This window comes from Sorangium sp. So ce375, assembly GCF_051473855.1.
In the GTDB taxonomy this organism is placed as follows: domain Bacteria; phylum Myxococcota_A; class Polyangia; order Polyangiales; family Polyangiaceae; genus Sorangium.
The window spans coordinates 3,092,070-3,110,061 of record NZ_CP150335.1; the positions used below are offsets into that span (position 1 = coordinate 3,092,070).

Consider the following 17,992-nt stretch of genomic DNA (forward strand, 5'->3'; position numbering starts at 1 on the left):
GGCCGCCCATCGGCGCTGTGTACGATATGCCCGCTCCCAGCCCCACCTGTCCTGTCGGGCGGCGATCCAGGCGGGGTGTGCGCCGCCGCTCGCAGCAGCGGTTGCGCGGCGAGCGGCGGCGGGGGGCGAGGGGCGCGCGAGCCGGCCGAGCTGGCCGGCATGGGCCAAGCGGGCTCTGGCGTTACGCGCCGCGCGGCGGCCCGCCTTCCGTGGATGACGCGCTTTGCTATGCTGTCCGCCGTTCGCGCAGCGAGGTCTCATCGTGAATGAATTCACTGCGATAGGCCCCCTCGTCGGCGGCCTCCTGATCGGCCTGGGCGCGTCTCTCCTCCTCCTCGCCAACGGGAAGGTCGCCGGCATCAGCGGCATCTTCGCGGGGATCCTCTTCAGGAAGCGTGGAGAGACCGCCTGGCGCGCGGCGTTCGTCGCGGGCCTCGTCCTCGGGGGCCTCGCGCTCGTCGCCGCGCACCCGCGCGCCTTCCCCTCGGCGGGAGGCGGCGGCTCGCTCGGCCTCGCGATCGCCGCCGGGTTGCTCGTCGGCTGCGGCGCGCGGCTCGGCAACGGGTGTACGAGCGGCCATGGAGTCTGCGGCCTCAGCCGCCTGTCGCGCCGGTCTCTCGTCGCCACGCTCACGTTCATGGCGACCGCGGCCATCACCGTGTACGTCAGCCGGCACGTGCTCGGGGCGGCGCGATGACGCAGGGCGTGGTCGCGCTGCTCGCCGGGCTGCTGTTCGCCGTGGGGCTCGGCGTCTCCGGCATGACCCAGCCGTCCAGGGTCATCGGCTTCCTCGATGTGGCCGGTGATTGGGACCCGAGCCTCGCCTTCGTGATGGCGGGCGCCATATCCGTGCACTTCCTGGCCTATCGCGTCCTTCGCTGGCGGCGGCGCGGGGTGGGCGTCGACGCGGCCGGCCCGGCCCGTGCTCCGCGCTTTCCCCTCCTGGCGGACCGCGCGGCTGTCCCGACGCGCAACGACATCGACGCGCGCCTCGTCGCAGGCGCCGCGCTCTTCGGCGTCGGCTGGGGGCTCGTCGGGTACTGCCCCGGGCCGGCGCTCGTCTCGCTGGCGACCGGCTCGCGCGCCGTCCTCGCGTTCGTCGTGGCGATGGCCGCTGGCATGGTGATCGAGCGCCTCGCCACGGCCAGGGCGGACACGCGCGAGCAGACGACGGAATGAACGGCAAGTGAACCGACGCGCGACGGGCGGAACGACGCACGACGCATGGAACACCGAGGGAACATCTCGTGGTGCGGAGGGCGGAACATCGCGTATTGCGCTGGGCGGAACATCGCGTGTGGCGCCGGGCGGAACACCGGCACGATAGGCGAGCTCCTCGTCGACCCCTGAGGAGCCGCTGACGTCGCAGCCAGCGCGTGCGCTCGACCACGCCGGCCGCGCGCGAGCTCGCGTCATGGGCGTGCCGCGGGCCGATCGGGATCTGCGGGCCAGAGCAGGCGGCGGGCGTTGTCGCGGTAGATCTTCTGCAGCACGGGCGCGGGCAGCTGCATGCCGTAGATCATCCAGAACCCCTGGCGGCCGTTCGCGGCCTCGGTGCCGAAGTAGTCGTCCTCGGTCTCGAGGAAGCGCGCGTAGACCTCGTAGCCCGCGGTGTTGGCGCTCTTGAGGTCGGTGCCGAAGAGCACGCGGTCCTGGTAGCGCACGAAGAAGCGGCGCGCCGCGTGCGGCTGCCGGCCCAGCTCGCTGGCGCTGGCGGACATGTCGACGTAGAAGTTGGGGAAGCGATCGAGCCAGGCCGCGAGCTGCTTCAGGTCTTCGGACGAGCTGCCCATGTGCGCGCCCACGAAGGTGACGTCGGGGTGGCGTTCGAGCACGCGATTGCGCTCCTCGAAGAGCTGCGCGCGCGTGGGAAAGCGCGCCCGGTCCGCGAACGACCAGCTCGGGGACTCACGCAGCTCGTGCCAGCGCTCGTTCTTCGCGTCCAGCGGGGCGAAGAACGCCGCCGGGTCGGCCACGTGCCAGAGCACGGGCCGGCGGTAGCGCGCGCACGTGCGCCAGACCGGCTCGAGCTCCGGGCTGTCGAGCGCGACGCGCCGGCCCTCGGGCGTGCGCACGGTGAGCCCGAGGTCCTTGAAGATCTTGAGCCCCTTGGCCCCGGCCTCGAAGTCGGTCGCGAGCTGCGCTGCCAAGCGCTCGCCCCAGCTCGGCGCGCCCACGAGCGTGAGGTCGAGGTTGGCATAAGTCAGGAAGCGCCCGGGATATGCGCGGTCGAAGCGATCGAGCTCGCGCACCAGGCGCTCGCCGGAAAAGCCATCGAGGTTGACCATCGTCTCGACATGGATCGCGTTCATGCGCACGACCTCGGCCGCCACGTCCACGACCCGGCGCAGGTGCGTGTGGACATCGACGGCGGGCACGGCCAGGTGCGTGATCGGGGTGCGCTCGAGCGCCAGCTGCGGTATGGGCTGCCAGTCCGCGAGCCGCAGCGCCGCGATGTCGGCGGGCTGCGACGGCGCCGCGACCGGCTGTGCGCCTGGCGAGGCCGGTCCGCGAGCGCACGCGGCCGGGAGGAGGATAACAAGGAGGAGCGCTGCGATGTGCGAGCGGGACATGAGGCGACCTCTGGACGTGAGCATAAACGAGCATGGCGTGCAGGAGGCCGCTCTCGGCGATGAACGCCTCGGGCTCGGTCCGGGTCGACGGCCGCGTTGTCGGCGCCTCGGGCAACGATCGAATGCTACTCTGGACGTCGAGGAGCACCCATGACGGATCCCTTCAATCTGCAACGATTCGTGGAAGCGCAGGCTCCGGTCTATGATTGCGTCCTGGCCGAGCTAGGCAGAGGAGAGAAGACCAGCCACTGGATGTGGTTCATTTTTCCCCAGCTGCGGGGCCTGGGTCACAGCGCCATGGCTCGGACGTATGGCATCGCTTCGAAGGCCGAAGCCGAAGCCTATCTGCGGCACCCTACGCTCGGTCCGAGGTTGGTCGAGTGCACCCGCCTCGTGAACCAGGTCGAGGGGCGTTCGCTGCGCGACATCTTCGATAGCCCCGACGACATGAAATTCCGCTCGTCGATGACCCTGTTCGCCCGCGCGGCTCCCCAGGAACGGACGTTCCTCGCGGCGCTCGACAAGTATTGCGGTGGTGAGCCCGATCCGCGAACGCTCGCGCTGCTCGAGTCGCAGCGGTAAGGCCGCTCCGGTCGCTCTGCGCGCCCGCACCACGCTATCCCATCAGCGCTCCCTGGAAGCGAGGCCAGCGGCTGCAAACCCGGCTGCTGTCCAGATCACCGACACGCGCAGTCGACCGAGATCGTGTAGCTGCCTTCGGCCCCGGCGTAGCCGTCCACCACCACGTAGAAGGTCTGGCCTGGCGCGCTCGTCCAGCTCACGGTCTCGACGGTCTGTAGATCCAGCGGGGTCGAGGAGGCCATCGCGTTCGACCGGATGGGGTCGCAGGCGGACAGCAGCAGGAGATCCAGATCCGTCGTGAGGTTATCGAGATTTGCGGTCACTGTGCACTCGGCCGTCGAGGAGAAGGTATAGACCGTCTCCCGCCCCGACTCGCCACGAGCGGTCAGGTTGTAGCCCGACCACACATTCGCGCGCCCCTGGCTCGTCGTGCTGTGATTCAAACGATCGCCACACGCGATCGGCAACGCTCCCCCACACGGGTCGGCCGCCCCGTCCGCGCCCCCGCCCCCGGCGCCGCTCGGGTCGCCGCCCGCGCCGATGCCGCCGTGGCCGCCCTCGGCGCCGACGGTTCCCGTCGAGCCGGAGGCACCGCCGTTGCCGGTGGTGGCGACAGATCCGCCCGCACCGCCCCCGGCGCCGGCGGCGCCAGGGCCATTGCCGTCAGCACCAGCCGTGCCGCTCGCCTCGTGTACATCGTTGCCGCACCCTACGACCATGAGAGCCGTGAGCCCAAGAGCCAGGTGAAGTCGAAGCACGTTGCCTCCTTCCGTCCGTCTGACCCCGCAGAATACCACGCCGATTCGGTGAGTTGCCCCGAGATCCCGCCGTGCTTGCGGGACCCCGCCTTCAATCGTTGCCGCGGTACGCGATGGAAGCTCCCGGCGTCCGGTCAGGCGTCGCCGTAACTCGTGCCCCATGCGCAGCGCGCTCCGAAGCCGCGCCCTGGATGATCCGTGACCACCAAGACGGCACAGGCGCGTCTCCCGAGGACCACTCGCCGCCGTCCTTGCCGGACATTGCCGCCAACTCTTTGGAACTCCTCGATATTGTTTTTTCGCAGGTGGAAATTGTTTTCCACTTGCGGCGAGGAGGACTGAATGCGCTGCATCCGCGCACGGACGTCGGGGTGAGCGCTGAGGTACGGCTACATGGCGCATCGACCCGCTCTCATGGCCGTGAAACAAGCGTCGAACCCCGTGTCACGAGACCGAACCAAGGAAGGTGTTGACAGGGGTCGAGGGCTTCTGATTTAGGACGTTAGGGGGACATCCTATACAGGGGGAGGGCGCGACGTGCTGTTCAGAATTGACGCGGCGCTGCAGAGGGACGCCAAGTCGGCGTCCGCCGATGACGGTTACGATGCCGTGATCGTGGGCACCGGCATTGCCGGCGCGATCGTGGCCAACGAGCTAAGCCGAGCCGGCAAGCGGGTGCTGGTGGTGGAGGCGGGGACGGGGACAGACCGGTCGACGTCCGGCTATGAGTCCTATCTTACCAACTTCTTCGCCGCGTCGTCGAAGGACAACCAGTCGCCGTTTCCGGAGAACCCGAATGCGCGGATGCCGCGCAGCCCGGAGCTCCGCAAGCTCCAGCCCGGCGAGACCGACCCCGCTCCCTACGTCGTGCAATCCGGCCCCTACGTCACCGACACCGGCTATACGCGCCTGCTCGGCGGCACGACCATGCACTGGGAGGCGAAGACACCCCGCATGCTGCCGGACGACTTCAAGGTCCGCACGCTGTTCGGACAGGGCGTCGACTGGCCGCTGAGCTACGAGGACATCGAGCCCGACTACCAGGTGGCCGAGCGCGAGATCGGCGTCTCTGCCGACGTCGAGGAGCAGGCTTACCTGGGGCTCCGCTTCCCCGAAGGCTACGTGTACCCGATGAAGGGCCTTCCGCTGTCCTACCTCGACCAGAGGGTCGGCAAGGGCATCGACGGCACCGAGGTCAAGCTTCACGACCAGGCGTATTCCATCCGGATCCGCGCGTACCCGCAGGCGCGCAACGGAGTCCCCAATCCCGCCTACGACAGCGGCAAGGGCTACGTGCCGGTGGGCGCAGTCAACACCCATCAGGTGGAGGAGGGGGAGCGCTGCCAGGGCAACACGAACTGCGTGCCGCTGTGCCCTGTGCAGGCGCGCTATCATTCCGGCAAGACGCTGGCGAAGGCGCTCCAGACGGGGAGGGTCGACCTGATGGTCCAGGCGGTCGCCTCGAAGGTGGTGATCGATCCCGAGAGCGGGCGCGTCACGGCGCTGGAGGTCAAGGTCTACAAGGATCCGCGGTCGTCCGAGCACGAGACGGTGACCATCAAGGGCAAGATCTTCGTGCTCGCCGCCGGCGCCATCGAGACCCCGCGGCTCATGCTGGCTTCCGGCCTCCGGAGCAGCAGCGGGCTCATGGGCCGCAACCTCATGGACCACTCCTATCTGCTGAGCTGGGGGCTGATGCCCGAGGTCTGCGGGACGATGCGCGGCACGAGCTGTACGGGCGGCATCATCGACCTGCGCACGGGGTCGTTCCGGCGGAGTCAGGCGGCGTTCAGCGTGGATATCCACAACGACGGCTGGGGGTGGGCGACGGGCTCGCCCTTCACGGATCTGGCCGAGCTCGTGGACGAGCACAACCACTTCGGGGACGATCTGCGCCGCGGGCTCGTCGACCGCATCTCGCGCCAGCTCCTGTTCGCGTTCATGCTCGAGGTGCTCCCGAGCGAGAGCAACCGCGTCGCCGTCGATCCTCGCTACACCGACCGCCTCGGCAACATGCGCCCGGTGGTCTCGTTCACGGTGCCGGAGTACACGATGCGCGGCGCCGCTTATGCGCGACAGTTCGCCAGGACCATGTTCGCGCGCCTGGGTGTCGTGGATTTCTCCCGGTACGACCCCGGCGACTATGGCTATGTCGCCTACGAGGGCGAGGGGTACGCCATCCGGGGGGGCAACCACCTGGCCGGCACCCACATCATGGGATCGAACAAGAGCACTTCGGTCGTCGACACCGACCAGCGCTCCTGGGATCACGACAACCTCTACCTGGTCGGCGCCGGCAGCATGCCTTCGGTCGGCACCGCCAACGTGACCCTCACCCTCGCCGCGCTCTGCTACCGGAGCACGCGCGCGATGCTCAAACAGCTCCACTGACGCGAGGCACGCCCATGACCTACTCCAGACGATCCGAGCCTCCCGTGCCGCGCAACAAGATCGAGACCATCACCGAGCTGCACCATTACCTGCAGCACGCGCTCCAGCTGGAACACGCCACGATCCCGCCGTACCTCGCGGCGCTCTACTCCATCAAGCCGGGGACCAACCCGGACGCTTTTCACATCCTGCGCGTGGTGGCGGTGGAGGAGATGCTCCACCTGACCCTCGCGGCGAACCTGCTGAACGCCGTCAAGGGCACGCCCGATCTGACGGTCAAGGGCTTCGTGCCCAACTACCCCGCCTACCTGCCGGACGGTGAGACCGACTTCCAGGTCCACATCGCCCCCTTCGGCATCGAGGCTGTCGAGACCTTCAAGAAGATCGAGCGGCCGAAGAAGGGAGGCGGGCGGCTCGTCCGCCGCGCCGCCCCGGCCGGCGCCACGGTGCTGGGTGCGCACCCCGACGACTGCGAGATGCAGTTCTACAGCATCGGCGAATTCTACGCCGCCATCGAGGACGGCCTCGTGCGTCTGGAGGCGGAGGCGCAGGCCCGGGGCGAGACGATCTTCATCGGCGATCGCGGGCGGCAGATCACCTCGGAGTACTACTATTCCGGCGGCGGCGAGCTGCTGCCCGTGATCGATCTGGCCAGCGCGCGCCGGGCCATCACCCTGATCATGGAGCAGGGCGAGGGCACCGAGTCCACGATCTATGACCGGGAAAAGGAGCTGTCGCACTATTTCCGCTTCGACCAGCTCACCCAGGGCCGCTACTACCAGCCGGGTGACGACCCGGGCCAGCCGACCGGGCCGACGTTCACCGTCGACTGGAAGGCCGCGTATCCATTGAAGACGGATGTCAAGCTGGCCGAGCTGCCGGCCGGCTCCGAGCTGTACGACATGGCGGTCGCCTTCAACCGCGCTTATGCGAAGTTCCTCGAGACCCTGACGCGGGCCTACAACGGCGAGCCGGCGCTGCTGATGAGCGCCGTGCCGCAGATGTTCGAATTCCGCAACCTGGTGACCCAGCTGATCCGCAACCCGCTGCCGAACAGCGAGTTCACCGCCGCGCCGACCTTCGAGCTCTACTCGGTCGCGGACGCTCCTGCCGCGGTCGCCGCCGCGAGCGCGGTGTCGAGCCGCCTCGATCGATTCCTCGCCTTCTCCGCGGAGGTGACGGCATTTGCGGTGTTCGACCTGCAGGGTACCGGGCAGGCCGAGGCTTATCTGAAGACCGCCGATGATGTCGTCGGCGCCGCCGTGGTGGACGAGCTGCTCGCGATCCACGGCGGGGCGGGGCAGGGGAGCGAGCGCCAGGCGCGTGACGCCTTCTTGCGGCGGGAGATCTTCGGCCACGAGAAGCTCGGGCCGATCGCCCGCAACATCATCAAGATGTGGTACTCCGGCGTCTGGTACGAGCTGCCCACGGCCTGGACCGAAGCCTACGGCCCCGCGCCGAAGGACGTGACGTTCGTTGTCTCGTCGTCCTCGTACGTGGAGGGGCTGCTGTGGACGGCCATCGGCGGTCACCCCGCAGGAGCCAAGCCGCAGGGGTTCGGGTCGTGGGCCGCACCGCCGCGCATCCCGTCCTCCGAGGACACCCCGGCGCGCCGGTCGCTGCCTGTCGTCGGCGAGCGGTAGCGCGGCGCGGGGAGCGGATCGAGGTGGTGCCGCGAGGGACCGGCCAATAGCGAGGCCGACGGAGGAGCCCTCGGCGATTTCGAGGGGCGCGTCGAGCCGGTTTTGTCAGCGATCGAAGACCCGGAGGGGCAGCGCATGGTCGGGATGGGGAGGGAGATCTGCGGCGACCTGGGGATCGCCGAAGGCCGCGAGTGGCTCGTCACAAACGGCATCGGCGGCTATGGCTCCGGCACGGTGGCCGGCTCGATCACGCGCGGCTACCATGGGCTCCTCGTCGCCGCGCTCCGGCCGCCCGTCGATCGGCGGCTGATGCTGGTCAAGCTCGACGAGGTGGTCACCTACCGCGGCGTGGCCTGGGACCTCGCGAGCAACCGCTGGGCGAGCGGCGCCGTCGCGCCGAGCGGCTTTGTCAACATCGAGCATTTCTCGCTCGAAGGCTCGATCCCTTGCTGGCGCTACGCCTGCGCCGACGCGCTGCTCGAAAAGCGCGTCTGGATGGAGCAGGGCCAGAATACAACCTACGTCGCTTACACCGTGCTCCAGGCTCGCGAGCCGCTGCGCTTCACCGCGCGCGCCATCGCCAACAACCGCGTCTTCCACAACACCGGCACCGTCGCGTGGCCAGCCGAGATCAGCGCTGTTTCGGGCGGCGTTCGCGTCGTCACGGCCGGCGACGCGCTGCCGCTGTTCCTCAAGCTGGAAGGCGGCGCGGCCACCCCGACGTCGGAGCTCTACCGCGGCTTCGCGCTCCCGGCCGAGACGGCGCGCGGGCTCCTCGACCGCGACGACAATATCCATGTCGCGACCTTCGAGGCGACCCTCCTGCCCGGCGAGACGGTGGTGTTCCTCGCCGCCGCCGGAGATGGCATCACCTCCGTGGATCCGGAGGCCCTTCCGCGCCGCCGCGCGCGCGATCAGGCCCTCCTCTCGGCGTGGAGTGGGGCGAGGCCGCCGGGCGCGGCCGCCGCACCCGGCTGGGTCTCGCAGCTCGTCCTCGCCGCCGACCAGTTCGTCGTCGACCGCGCGCGGACCTCCGGCGGCAGCCCGGGCAAGAGCATCATCGCCGGTTATCACTGGTTCGAGGACTGGGGCCGCGACACGATGATCAGCCTCCCCGGCCTCGCGCTCTCGACCGGACAGGCGAGCATCGCCGCGCCGATCCTCCGCACGTTCGCGGAGTTCGTCAGTCAGGGGATGCTGCCCAACCGGTTCCCCGACGGCGCGGCGCTCCCCGAATACAACACCATGGACGCCACCCTCTGGTACTTCCAGGCGATCCGCGCGTGTCACGAGGCGACCGGCGACGATGCGCTCTTGCGCGATCTGTTCCCGGTGCTCCGGGAGATCGTCGACTGGCACATCCGAGGCACCCGCTACGGGATCCAGGTCGACGCGGGCGATGGCCTGCTCCGCGGCGGGCAGGACGGCGTCCAGCTCACCTGGATGGATGCAAAGGTCGGCGATCGCGTGATCACGCCGCGCATCGGCAAGCCTGTCGAGATCAACGCCCTCTGGTACAACGCGCTGCGGGTGATGGCCGCCTTCGCCGCCCGCCTCGGCGAGCCCGCCGAGCCGTATCAGGGGATGGCGGAGAAGGCCCTCGCGTCCTTCGAGCGCTTCTGGAACGCCGCCGCGGGCTACTGCTACGACGTCCTCGACGGGCCCGCCGGTGCCGAGGCGGCGCTCCGGCCGAACCAGCTCTTCGCCGTGTCGCTCCCCGAGAGCCCGCTCTCCCTTGAGCGACAGCGCGCCGTTGTCGACGCGTGCGCGCGTGCGCTCCTGACCTCGCACGGGCTGCGCTCGCTCGCCCAGTCGGAGCCGGCCTATCACGGGTTCTACGGTGGCGATCAGGAGCACCGCGACTCCGCTTACCACCAGGGCATGGTGTGGGCCTGGCTCATCGGCCCGTTCATCGAGGCGCACCTCCGCGTCTACCGCGATCCCGAGGCAGCCCGCCGGCTGCTCGCGCCGATGGGCGACCACATCAACGCCGCCGGTCTGGGCTCGATCAGCGAGATTTTCGATGGTGACGCCCCCTTCGCGCCGCGCGGCTGCATCGCCCAGGCGTGGAGTGTCGGCGAGGCGCTCCGCGCCTTCACGCTCCTCGACCAGGCGGCGTCGCCCGTCCGGAAGCTCGCTTGAACCGACGACGCGACGAGGAGATCCCGAGGTGATCCAGGGGAAGGAAGGCGAACGACGGAATCTGACGGAATCTGGCGGAATCTGACGGAGTCGAGAGGAGGGTCGACCGATGCACACGACGAAGGCGAAGCTCAAGCGCGAGAGGATCCGTTTCGGCATCACCCCGACGGGGTGGTGGAACGATGACTTCCTCGACATCGACATCGGCATCCCGTTCGGCCAGTGCGTCAGCGAGATGGCGCTCGCCGGCTTCGAGGGGTGCAGCGTCGGGCACAAGTATCCGACGGACACGGCGGTCCTAAAGCGCGAGCTCGATCTGCGCGGCCTGTGCGTCTCCGAGCCCTGGACCAGCACGTACTTCACCATCGAGGCGATGCACGCAAAGACGATCGCCGATTTCGAGGAGTCGCTCCGTTTCATCAAGGCCATGGGCGGCACCGACCTCGTCGTGGCCGAGCTGGGAGGCTCGTCGCACCAGCAGCCGATCGCCCTTGTCCCGAACCGCCCCATCTTCACGGACGGCCAGTGGGACGCGCTGGCCAACGGCCTCAACGACCTCGGTCGGATCGCCCATAACGCGGGCATGCGCCTCTGTTACCACCACCACATGGGGACCGGCGTGATGACCCGCGCCGACGTCGATCGCCTGATGGCGATGACAAAGCCCGGCCTCGTGAACCTGCTCGTCGACACCGGCCATATCACCTTCGCCGGCGACGATCCGCTGGCGCTCGTGCAGGCCCACGGCCGGCGCGTCAAGCACGTCCACCTCAAGAACATCCGCCGCCCCGTGATGGAGGAGGCGCTGCGGCAGAACCTGTCCTTCAAGGAGTCGATCCTGAAGGGCGTCTTCACGGTCCCGGGCGACGCCGAGGGGAGCGTCGATTTCCCCCCGATCCTGGAGGCGCTCGCCGAGGCCGATTTCGAGGGGTGGCTCGTTGTGGAGGCGGAGCAGGATCCGGCCAAGGGCTCCCCGCTGGGATACGCGAAGATGGCGCGCGCCTACCTGCGCGAGGTGATCGGGCTGTGACGCCCCGAGATCGAGCGACCACTGACTCCACACCCTGAGCACCAGGGAGCAAGGACGACGCATGATCGCCGCCGCGCCCACGAGGGACATCTACATCAGCTTTTTCATGTTCACCACCGACCTGCGGCCCGCCGACGCCGCGTACCAGAAGGTGATCATCGAGCATATCCGGCAGCTCCGGGCGCTCGGATATGCCGGCTTCGAATTCCCCATCGCGCCGACGCACGACGCGGATCGCGAGGCGGAGGTGGCGAGCTACGCTGCCCTGCGCCGCGCCATCGACGACGCCGGCTTCGCCGACGTGCGGCTGACGACCAACGTCGGCGCGACCCGCACCTACGATCCCTCCTCGCCGTATCCGGAGCAGCGCAAAGAGGCGCTCTCGTATCTCAAGTCGCGCGTCGACATCACCGCCGCGCTGGGCGGCGAGATCATGATGGGCCCCATCGTGCTCCCTTATGGCGTCTACCCCGTCACCGATTTCGGCGAGGGCATCTGGAGCGACGCCTTGCAGGACGCGCTGGTCGATCGTTATGGCGCCGCGCGGCCCATCCTCGATGCGCTCGGGCGCCACGCCGCGGAGAAGAACGTCAAGCTGGCGATCGAGCCGATCACCCACTGGGAGACGCCGGGGCCGAACACGCTCGCGCAGCTCATCTCGTTTCTGGCCGACGTCCCGAGCCGCCAGGTGGGCGTGTGCATCGACAGCGCGCACGAGGTGCTGGACGGCGCCGGCCCGGCGGTGTTCAGCGAACAGGTCCACCGCCTCGCCGCTGACGGGCGCCTCCATTACGTGCAGGTATCGCCGCCGGATCGCGGCGATCTGCGCCGGAGCTGGATCCCGTGGAGCGACTTCCTGCGGCCGATCCTCAAGGCCTATTCCGGACCGATCGCCGTCGAGATCTTCAACGCGATCCCGGCCTTCGTGGGGTCGCTGCGCTTGACCCGCCGGAAGTTCTGGATCCCCGGCGAGGATACCCCCGACAGCCGCCACCCCGATGCCTACACCATCGCGGCGCAGGCGCTGGCGGCGACGCGTGAGCAGCTGCACCAGCTCTCGGCCGAGGGCCGCGACGGCGCGATCTCCACCAGGGGCGGCCATCATGGCGGTTGATCTCAGGGGGACATGGCGGCTTTTGTCCTGGCGGCGCGTCGCTCAGGACGGGAGCATCACGTACCCGTTCGGCGACGACGCCGCTGGCATCCTCATGTACGGCGGCGACGGGCGGATGGCGGTGCAGATGACGGCGTCGCGGCGACCGGGGCTGCCGACGAGCGATCCGCTCGGCGGCGACGCCGAGTCGCGCGCGGCCGCCTATTCGACCTGCCTCGCGTATTTCGGCAGCTACGAGGTGCAGCGCGACAGCGTGGTTCATCGCATCGACGCGAGCCTGTACCCCAACTGGTCCGGCGCCGAGCAGGTCCGCCCGTTCACGCTCGACGGCGATCGGCTGGTGTTGCGCACCCCGCCGGCGGCGGTGGTCAACGAGATGGCGTGGATGCGCGAGGAGGCGGCGCGCGCGCGGGCAGCGCGGTTTCTGGATCTCTCCGCGCTCCTGACGGGCTTTGGCCGGCTCCAGCTCCTCGGCACCGGCGTGGCCGACGGCCATCTCCGCGCGCTCGACGCGGTCTTGCCGGCGGGCACCGTCGAGGAGCTCTTGGCGGCGTACAAGCGGCTCCCGGCCGGGGCCGAGCGGGAGGCGGCGGTCGTCTCGACCCTCCTCGACGATCCAAAGCTGGGGCCGGTGGCGCAGAACCTGATTCGCATGTGGTATTGCGGCACGTGGTCCAGGCTGCCCGACGCCTGGCGCGCGGCGTACGGGGCGTCACCTCTGGACAACGACCGTGTGCTCTCGGTGGAAGCTTATCAGGCCGCGCTGCAGTGGGTGGCCGCCGGGGCCCATCCGCCAGGGGCGCGCCAGCAGGGCTTTGGCTCGTGGGCCGAACCGCCGCGGGAGGAGCGCTAGATGCGCAACGACGAACACTACGACGTTGTCATCGTCGGCGCCGGGGTGGCCGGCGCGCTGATGGCAAAGCACCTGACCCACGCCGGCCTGCGCGTGCTCCTGCTGGAGGCCGGGCCGGCGACGGCGTGGACTTATGACGGTTACGCGCGGCACATCGAGCATTTCTACGAGGCGAGCGCGAAGGGCGCGGAGTCGGCGTGGCCGCCGGCGGCCAACGCGCCTCAGCCGGACATCGGTGATCTACGCCGCAAGGACGGCTACTTCGTGCAGCAGGGCCCGCACCTCTATGGGAGCAGCTACTCGCGCCTCCAGGGCGGCTCGACGCTGCACTGGCTCGGCGTGTCGCTGCGGATGCTCCCCGAAGATTTTCGCCTCCGCTCGCTCCGCGGCGTCGGTCGCGACTGGCCCCTTGGTTATGATGAGATCGAGCCGTACTACCGCCGGGCCGAGCGTGAGATCGGCGTCGCCGCCGACGTCGCCGATCAGCGCCATCACGGCCTGACCTTCCCCGAGGGCTACGACTATCCGATGCGGCGGATCCCGCCGAGCTACTCGGATCAGGTGCTGGCCCGGGCCGTCGACGGGATGGCGGTGACGCTCGGAGAGGAGCGGTTCACGCTCAAGGTGCGGAGCTATCCAGCGGCGCGCAACTCCATCCCTCGCGGCGACTACCGGCCGGTCGGGGCCGTCGACGAGCGGGACGGCGCGGCGATCGCGACCGACCTCGGCGAGCGCTGCTCGGGCAACACCTCGTGTACGCCCATCTGTCCCATCCAGGCCAAGTACAACGCGCAGAAGACGCTCGTCCAGGCGCGCCGGACCGGCCGGCTGGAGATCCGCGCGCAGGCGGTGGCGTCCCGGATCCACGTCGACCCGGAGAGCGGCGCGGTGCAGAGCATCGAGTGCCAGCGCTACGACGACCCGTCGTCGCCGCGCCACCTCGTCGAGCGGGTCACGGGGCGCGCCTACGTGCTCGCGGCCCACGCCGTCGAGAACGCCAAGCTGATGCTCGCCTCGGGGCTCGGCGGCAAGAGCGGGCTCCTGGGTCGGAACCTGATGGACCACCCGACCCTCTACGCCTGGGGGCTCTCGCCCGTCCCGATCGGCGCCTTTCGCGGCCCGCTCTCGACATCGGGTATCGAGGAGCTGCGCGGCGGCGCTTTCCGCGCCAGACACGCCGCGTTCCGCTTCGATATCGGAAACGACGGCTGGAAGGCGTCGGCGGGAGCGCCGGAGACGACGGTGGCCGCGGCGGTGCAGCGCGATCGGCTGTTCGGCCGCCGGCTCCGCGAGCACCTTGTGTCGACCCTGTCGCGCCAGGTCCGGTTCTCGCTGGCGATCGAGCAGCTCCCCGACGCCGACAACGGCGTGAGCATCGATCCGCGCTGCCTCGATCCGCTGGGCAACCCGCGTCCGGTGATTCGATACCGCATCGGTGACTACACCCTTGCCGGGATGGCCGCGGCCACGGCGGTCTATCGCGAGGTGTTCCGCCGCGCCGGGGTCATCGACTGCACGGATCCCGAGCAGGGCAGCTGGTTTCCGTCGGTGAGCTGGCAGGACCAAGTGTTCCATTACCATGGAATGGGGCACTTCGCGGGCACGCACCTCATGGGGGATGACGCTGGCCAGTCCGTCGTCGACCGTGATCAGCGCTCGTGGGAGCACCGCAACCTCTACCTGATCGGCAGCGGCAGCTTCCCCACGATGGGCACCTCGAACCCCACGCTGACGCTGGCGGCGCTGGCGATCCGCAGCGCCGATCGGCTCATCGCGCAGCTCGGATCGACGTGATCTGCCGCCGGCGACGTCCGGCGATGTCGAGCGATCGGAGGACACCTTGAGTTTGTCGAAGACAACGTCCCGCATTACGTCGATCGCGCAGCTTCACTCGTATCTCCACGCCGCGCTGCAGCTGGAGCACGCGACGCTGCCTCCCTACCTGACGGCGCTCTACTCGATCCGCCCCGGGACCAACCTGGACGCCGTCCAGATCCTGCGCGCGGTGGTGGTCGAGGAGATGCTGCACCTCACGCTCGCCGCGAACCTGCTGAACGCCGTGGGCGGGACGCCGGACCTGACGCGGCCCGACTTCGTGCCGCGCTACCCCGCCGTGCTCCCCGACGGCGAGACGGACTTCCAGGTCGACGTGCAGCGCCTCTCCGTCGACGCCGTCAACAACTTCCTCAAGATCGAGCGTCCCCGCAAAGCGCCTGACGAGGCCTCGCGGCATCGCGGCGCCGACGCGGCGGCGGCGTGCCCGTCTGGCGCGGCTCCGGGCTATTACGAGATCGTCGGGAGCTATTACAGCATCGGCGAGTTCTACGACGAGATCCTGCGTGGGATGGAGTACCTGGACGCGGCGCAGCCGGGGGCGCTGTTCATCGGGGATCGGTCGCGGCAAGTCTCCTCCGAGTATTACTACGCGGCCGGCGGCAAGCTGCTCACGGTGACGGATCTGGCCTCGGCGCGCGCGGCGATTCGCCTGATCGCGGAGCAGGGGGAAGGCCATGGGCTGAGCATCTACGACCGCGAGGGCGAGCTGTCGCATTACTACCGCTTCGAGCAGCTCCTGCTCGGGCGTTATTACCGCAAGGCCGGCGGCACGGCCGACCTTCCGGGCGAGCCGACCGGCCCGGCGCTGCACGTCGAATGGGACGCGGTCTACCCGATCAAGAAAAACGTCCACCTGGAGGACTACGAGGCTGGATCGGAGCTGCGCGCGGCGGCGGTGGCGTTCAACGAGGCTTACGCGGGCCTGCTTCGCCTGCTCACCGCGGCCTATACCGGGCAGCCGCGGTTGCTGCTCGACGCCGTGCCAGCGATGTACCGCGTCCGCGACCGGCTCGACCTGCTCCTGCGCAATCCGCTCCCGGGCGCCGGCGGGCTCCACGCGGCCCCCACCTTCGAGCCGGCGGCCGCCGGCGCAGTGCGTTCGTGATCCCTGAGCTTGTCGATCAGAGAGGAGAACTCATGAAAGCCAGCTATGATTCGTCGCCGCGCAGCGAGCAGGTCGATCTGGGGCCGCTCGCGGATCTCCCCGGCTTCTGGGAGGGCACCGGCTTCAGCCTGATCGCGCGCCCGCAGTTCTCGGGCAGCGACAATGGGTTCTTTCTCCAGTTGAACCTCCTGCGCGAGACGATCGAGTTCACGGCCATCGGCGCTCCCGTGATGAACCGAGGTAGCCGCCAGGCAGACATCGCCATGGGCGGGGTCACCTACCTCCACCGGGTGACCGACGCCGCGACGGGCGCGGGCCTTCACATCGAGCCCGGCACCTGGCTCAACGTGCCGCCGACGCAGGAGCCGGCGGCGAGCGGCAGCATCGCGCGGCTGGCCACCATCCCCCACGGCAACTCGATCTGCCTCGTCGGCGGCTCGGAGATCGCGGAGCTGCCGCCCACGATCCCGCCGGCGAACACCGTGCCCTTCAAGATCGGCGGCGAGGCGCCCCCGGCGGGCACGAAGAACCCTTTCCCGGAGTACGATCTCGGCCGCTCGACCCGCTTCCGCACGGCTCCGCTGCCCGCCGGCATCACCCAGGATCTCATCGACGATCCCAACAGCGCGCTGCGTGAGGCGCTCAAGAATCAGGAGCCGATCCAGATCACCCGGCTCATCACCACGAGCTCCCCGGGCGGCGTGGTGAACATCCCTTTCATCGTCAGCAACGCCAACACCGTGACGGTGGAGTCGGTGTTCGCCATCGAGCGGGTCAGGACCTGCTCGGGCGCCACGGTGTTGCAGCTGCAGTATTCGCAGACCGCGCTGCTGAGCTTCGGTGGCCTGAGCTTCCCGCACGTCACGGTGGGAACGCTGGTCAAGGCATTTTAGTTTACCTGCGCTCCGAAGCTAGCCGCCCGTCGAGCTCTTCCAGCGCCTCCGCGAGTCTGGCCCGTTCGGCGCCGGTGAGATCCAGATCAGCTTTCCTTGCAGACGTCGGCGCAGGTGCCGGTCGCCTCACCACACGTGAAGGACGCGCAGTCCGAATCGGCGGAGCAGGGCGCGCCGGCGGCGCCGAGCGGCGTGCACTCGGCGCCATCACACGCCGTGCCGGCGGCGCAGTCGTCGTCCGACGCGCATGGACCGCCCGCCTGCTCGCGCGCCTGGCACGTCCCGTCCTCGCCGCAGCGAAGCTCCTCTTGGCAGTCGAGGCTTCCCTTGCACGACCCGCCCATGGCGAGCCGTGGCGCGCACATCCCCGCGTCGGGCGGCGAGGGCTGGTCGCACCGGAGCGCCTCCTCGCAATCGAACTTCGACGAGCATTGCTCGCCGACCGCCCCCCTCGCTCTGCACGCCGATGTCGCCTGCCCGCTCGCGTCGGAAGTGTACACGCAGCGGTCCCGGACGCAGTCCCAGTTCGTGCTGCACGTCCCGCCCTCGGGCACGGAGCCGTCCCACGCATCGCGGCAGGACGGCGTGGACGTGGCGTTCACCCCCAAGAGCACGCCCACTATTTCAATTTCGGCACAGGGGGCCGCGTCCACCTCGGCGAGGCACGCCTCCGCCTTCTCCGGGACGAAGGTGCCCTTCACGTTGCCCCCGTCGCTGACGGCAACGAGGATCGCTTCGAGCTCCGAGGCGCACGCGTCGGCGGAGCTCGCGTCCAAGCCATGCGCGGCCCGGGTCGCCGCGTCGCAGCACGCGAACGTGCGGTCGCAGAGGGCCTTCGCATAGGTGGAGAGGAAGTCGCTGCCTGTCCGCGCCCGCGTCTCGTCGTCCCCGCACCCGGGCACGGCGGACATCGCGACGGCGACGGCCGATAGGAGCGTCGCGGGCAAGACAGATCGATGCGTGTGCATGAAGAACCTCCTTGATCCGATCGTAGATGGATCGCCGGAGCCAGGCCAGCGTGAGAGCCATGAAGAGCTTCGGCGTCTCCTCGTCGGTGGGGGTCGAGCGTGTT

Annotated in this window: 14 protein-coding genes and 1 pseudogene; 12 read left to right on the forward strand and 3 right to left on the reverse strand. The window is 69.4% G+C overall.

What is annotated here, in order from left to right; all coding sequences use genetic code 11:
- Window positions 1-262 precede the first annotated feature (262 nt).
- The gene (locus WME90_RS11730; protein WP_437281185.1) at window positions 263-697 is read left to right on the forward strand and encodes a YeeE/YedE family protein; all 435 of its coding nucleotides are present in this window, start codon (window positions 263-265) and stop codon (window positions 695-697) included.
- The gene (locus WME90_RS11735) at window positions 694-1,179 is read left to right on the forward strand and encodes a DUF6691 family protein (RefSeq protein ID WP_437281186.1); all 486 of its coding nucleotides are present in this window, start codon (window positions 694-696) and stop codon (window positions 1,177-1,179) included. Before WME90_RS11730 ends, WME90_RS11735 begins: the two co-directional genes overlap by 4 nt.
- Window positions 1,180-1,412: 233 nt before the next feature.
- On the opposite strand, the gene WME90_RS11740 is transcribed toward WME90_RS11735, so the two are convergent.
- Entirely contained in the window at window positions 1,413-2,573 is a 1,161-nt protein-coding gene (locus WME90_RS11740) for an amidohydrolase family protein (RefSeq protein ID WP_437281187.1), read from the reverse strand.
- Between the two features lie 150 nt (window positions 2,574-2,723).
- Between WME90_RS11740 and WME90_RS11745 the strand changes: the two genes are divergently transcribed.
- The gene (locus WME90_RS11745) at window positions 2,724-3,155 is read left to right on the forward strand and encodes a DUF1810 domain-containing protein (protein WP_437281188.1); all 432 of its coding nucleotides are present in this window, start codon (window positions 2,724-2,726) and stop codon (window positions 3,153-3,155) included.
- Window positions 3,156-3,250: 95 nt separating this feature from the next.
- Here the strand turns inward: WME90_RS11745 and WME90_RS11750 are convergent, their stop codons facing one another.
- Window positions 3,251-3,913, reverse strand: coding sequence for a hypothetical protein (locus WME90_RS11750; RefSeq protein WP_437281189.1), 663 nt, complete (start codon window positions 3,911-3,913; stop codon window positions 3,251-3,253).
- Window positions 3,914-4,450: 537 nt separating this feature from the next.
- On the opposite strand from WME90_RS11750, the gene WME90_RS11755 reads away from it, so the two are divergent.
- From WME90_RS11755 to WME90_RS11795, 9 genes and pseudogenes are all read left to right on the forward strand, one after another.
- Window positions 4,451-6,304 (forward strand): GMC family oxidoreductase, encoded by a 1,854-nt coding sequence (locus WME90_RS11755; RefSeq protein ID WP_437281190.1) that lies wholly within the window; start codon window positions 4,451-4,453, stop codon window positions 6,302-6,304.
- A 14-nt stretch (window positions 6,305-6,318) separates the two neighbouring features.
- Window positions 6,319-7,431 (forward strand): annotated as a pseudogene (locus WME90_RS11760) (ferritin-like domain-containing protein); the annotation flags it as partial.
- Between the two features lie 651 nt (window positions 7,432-8,082).
- Window positions 8,083-10,089, forward strand: a complete 2,007-nt coding sequence (locus WME90_RS11765) for an amylo-alpha-1,6-glucosidase (RefSeq protein WP_437283596.1) — start codon at window positions 8,083-8,085, stop codon at window positions 10,087-10,089.
- Between the two features lie 109 nt (window positions 10,090-10,198).
- Window positions 10,199-11,119 (forward strand): myo-inosose-2 dehydratase, encoded by a 921-nt coding sequence (gene iolE / locus WME90_RS11770; RefSeq protein WP_437281191.1) that lies wholly within the window; start codon window positions 10,199-10,201, stop codon window positions 11,117-11,119.
- 61 nt (window positions 11,120-11,180) lie between these two features.
- Window positions 11,181-12,233: a sugar phosphate isomerase/epimerase family protein gene (locus tag WME90_RS11775; protein WP_437281192.1), complete on the forward strand. Its 1,053-nt coding sequence runs from the start codon at window positions 11,181-11,183 to the stop codon at window positions 12,231-12,233.
- Window positions 12,223-13,086 (forward strand): lipocalin-like domain-containing protein, encoded by an 864-nt coding sequence (locus WME90_RS11780; RefSeq protein ID WP_437281193.1) that lies wholly within the window; start codon window positions 12,223-12,225, stop codon window positions 13,084-13,086. The genes WME90_RS11775 and WME90_RS11780 overlap by 11 nt, the downstream gene beginning before the upstream one ends.
- The gene (locus WME90_RS11785; protein WP_437281194.1) at window positions 13,087-14,880 is read left to right on the forward strand and encodes a GMC family oxidoreductase; all 1,794 of its coding nucleotides are present in this window, start codon (window positions 13,087-13,089) and stop codon (window positions 14,878-14,880) included.
- Window positions 14,881-14,932: 52 nt separating this feature from the next.
- Window positions 14,933-16,027 carry a ferritin-like domain-containing protein gene (locus WME90_RS11790; protein WP_437281195.1) on the forward strand — a complete coding sequence of 365 codons (1,095 nt, stop codon included), beginning with the start codon at window positions 14,933-14,935 and terminating at the stop codon, window positions 16,025-16,027.
- 32 nt (window positions 16,028-16,059) lie between these two features.
- Window positions 16,060-16,920: a heme-binding protein gene (locus tag WME90_RS11795; protein ID WP_437281196.1), complete on the forward strand. Its 861-nt coding sequence runs from the start codon at window positions 16,060-16,062 to the stop codon at window positions 16,918-16,920.
- 86 nt (window positions 16,921-17,006) lie between these two features.
- Here WME90_RS11795 and WME90_RS11800 read toward each other — a convergent pair whose 3' ends face one another.
- Entirely contained in the window at window positions 17,007-17,888 is an 882-nt protein-coding gene (locus WME90_RS11800) for a hypothetical protein (RefSeq protein WP_437281197.1), read from the reverse strand.
- Window positions 17,889-17,992 lie beyond the last annotated feature (104 nt).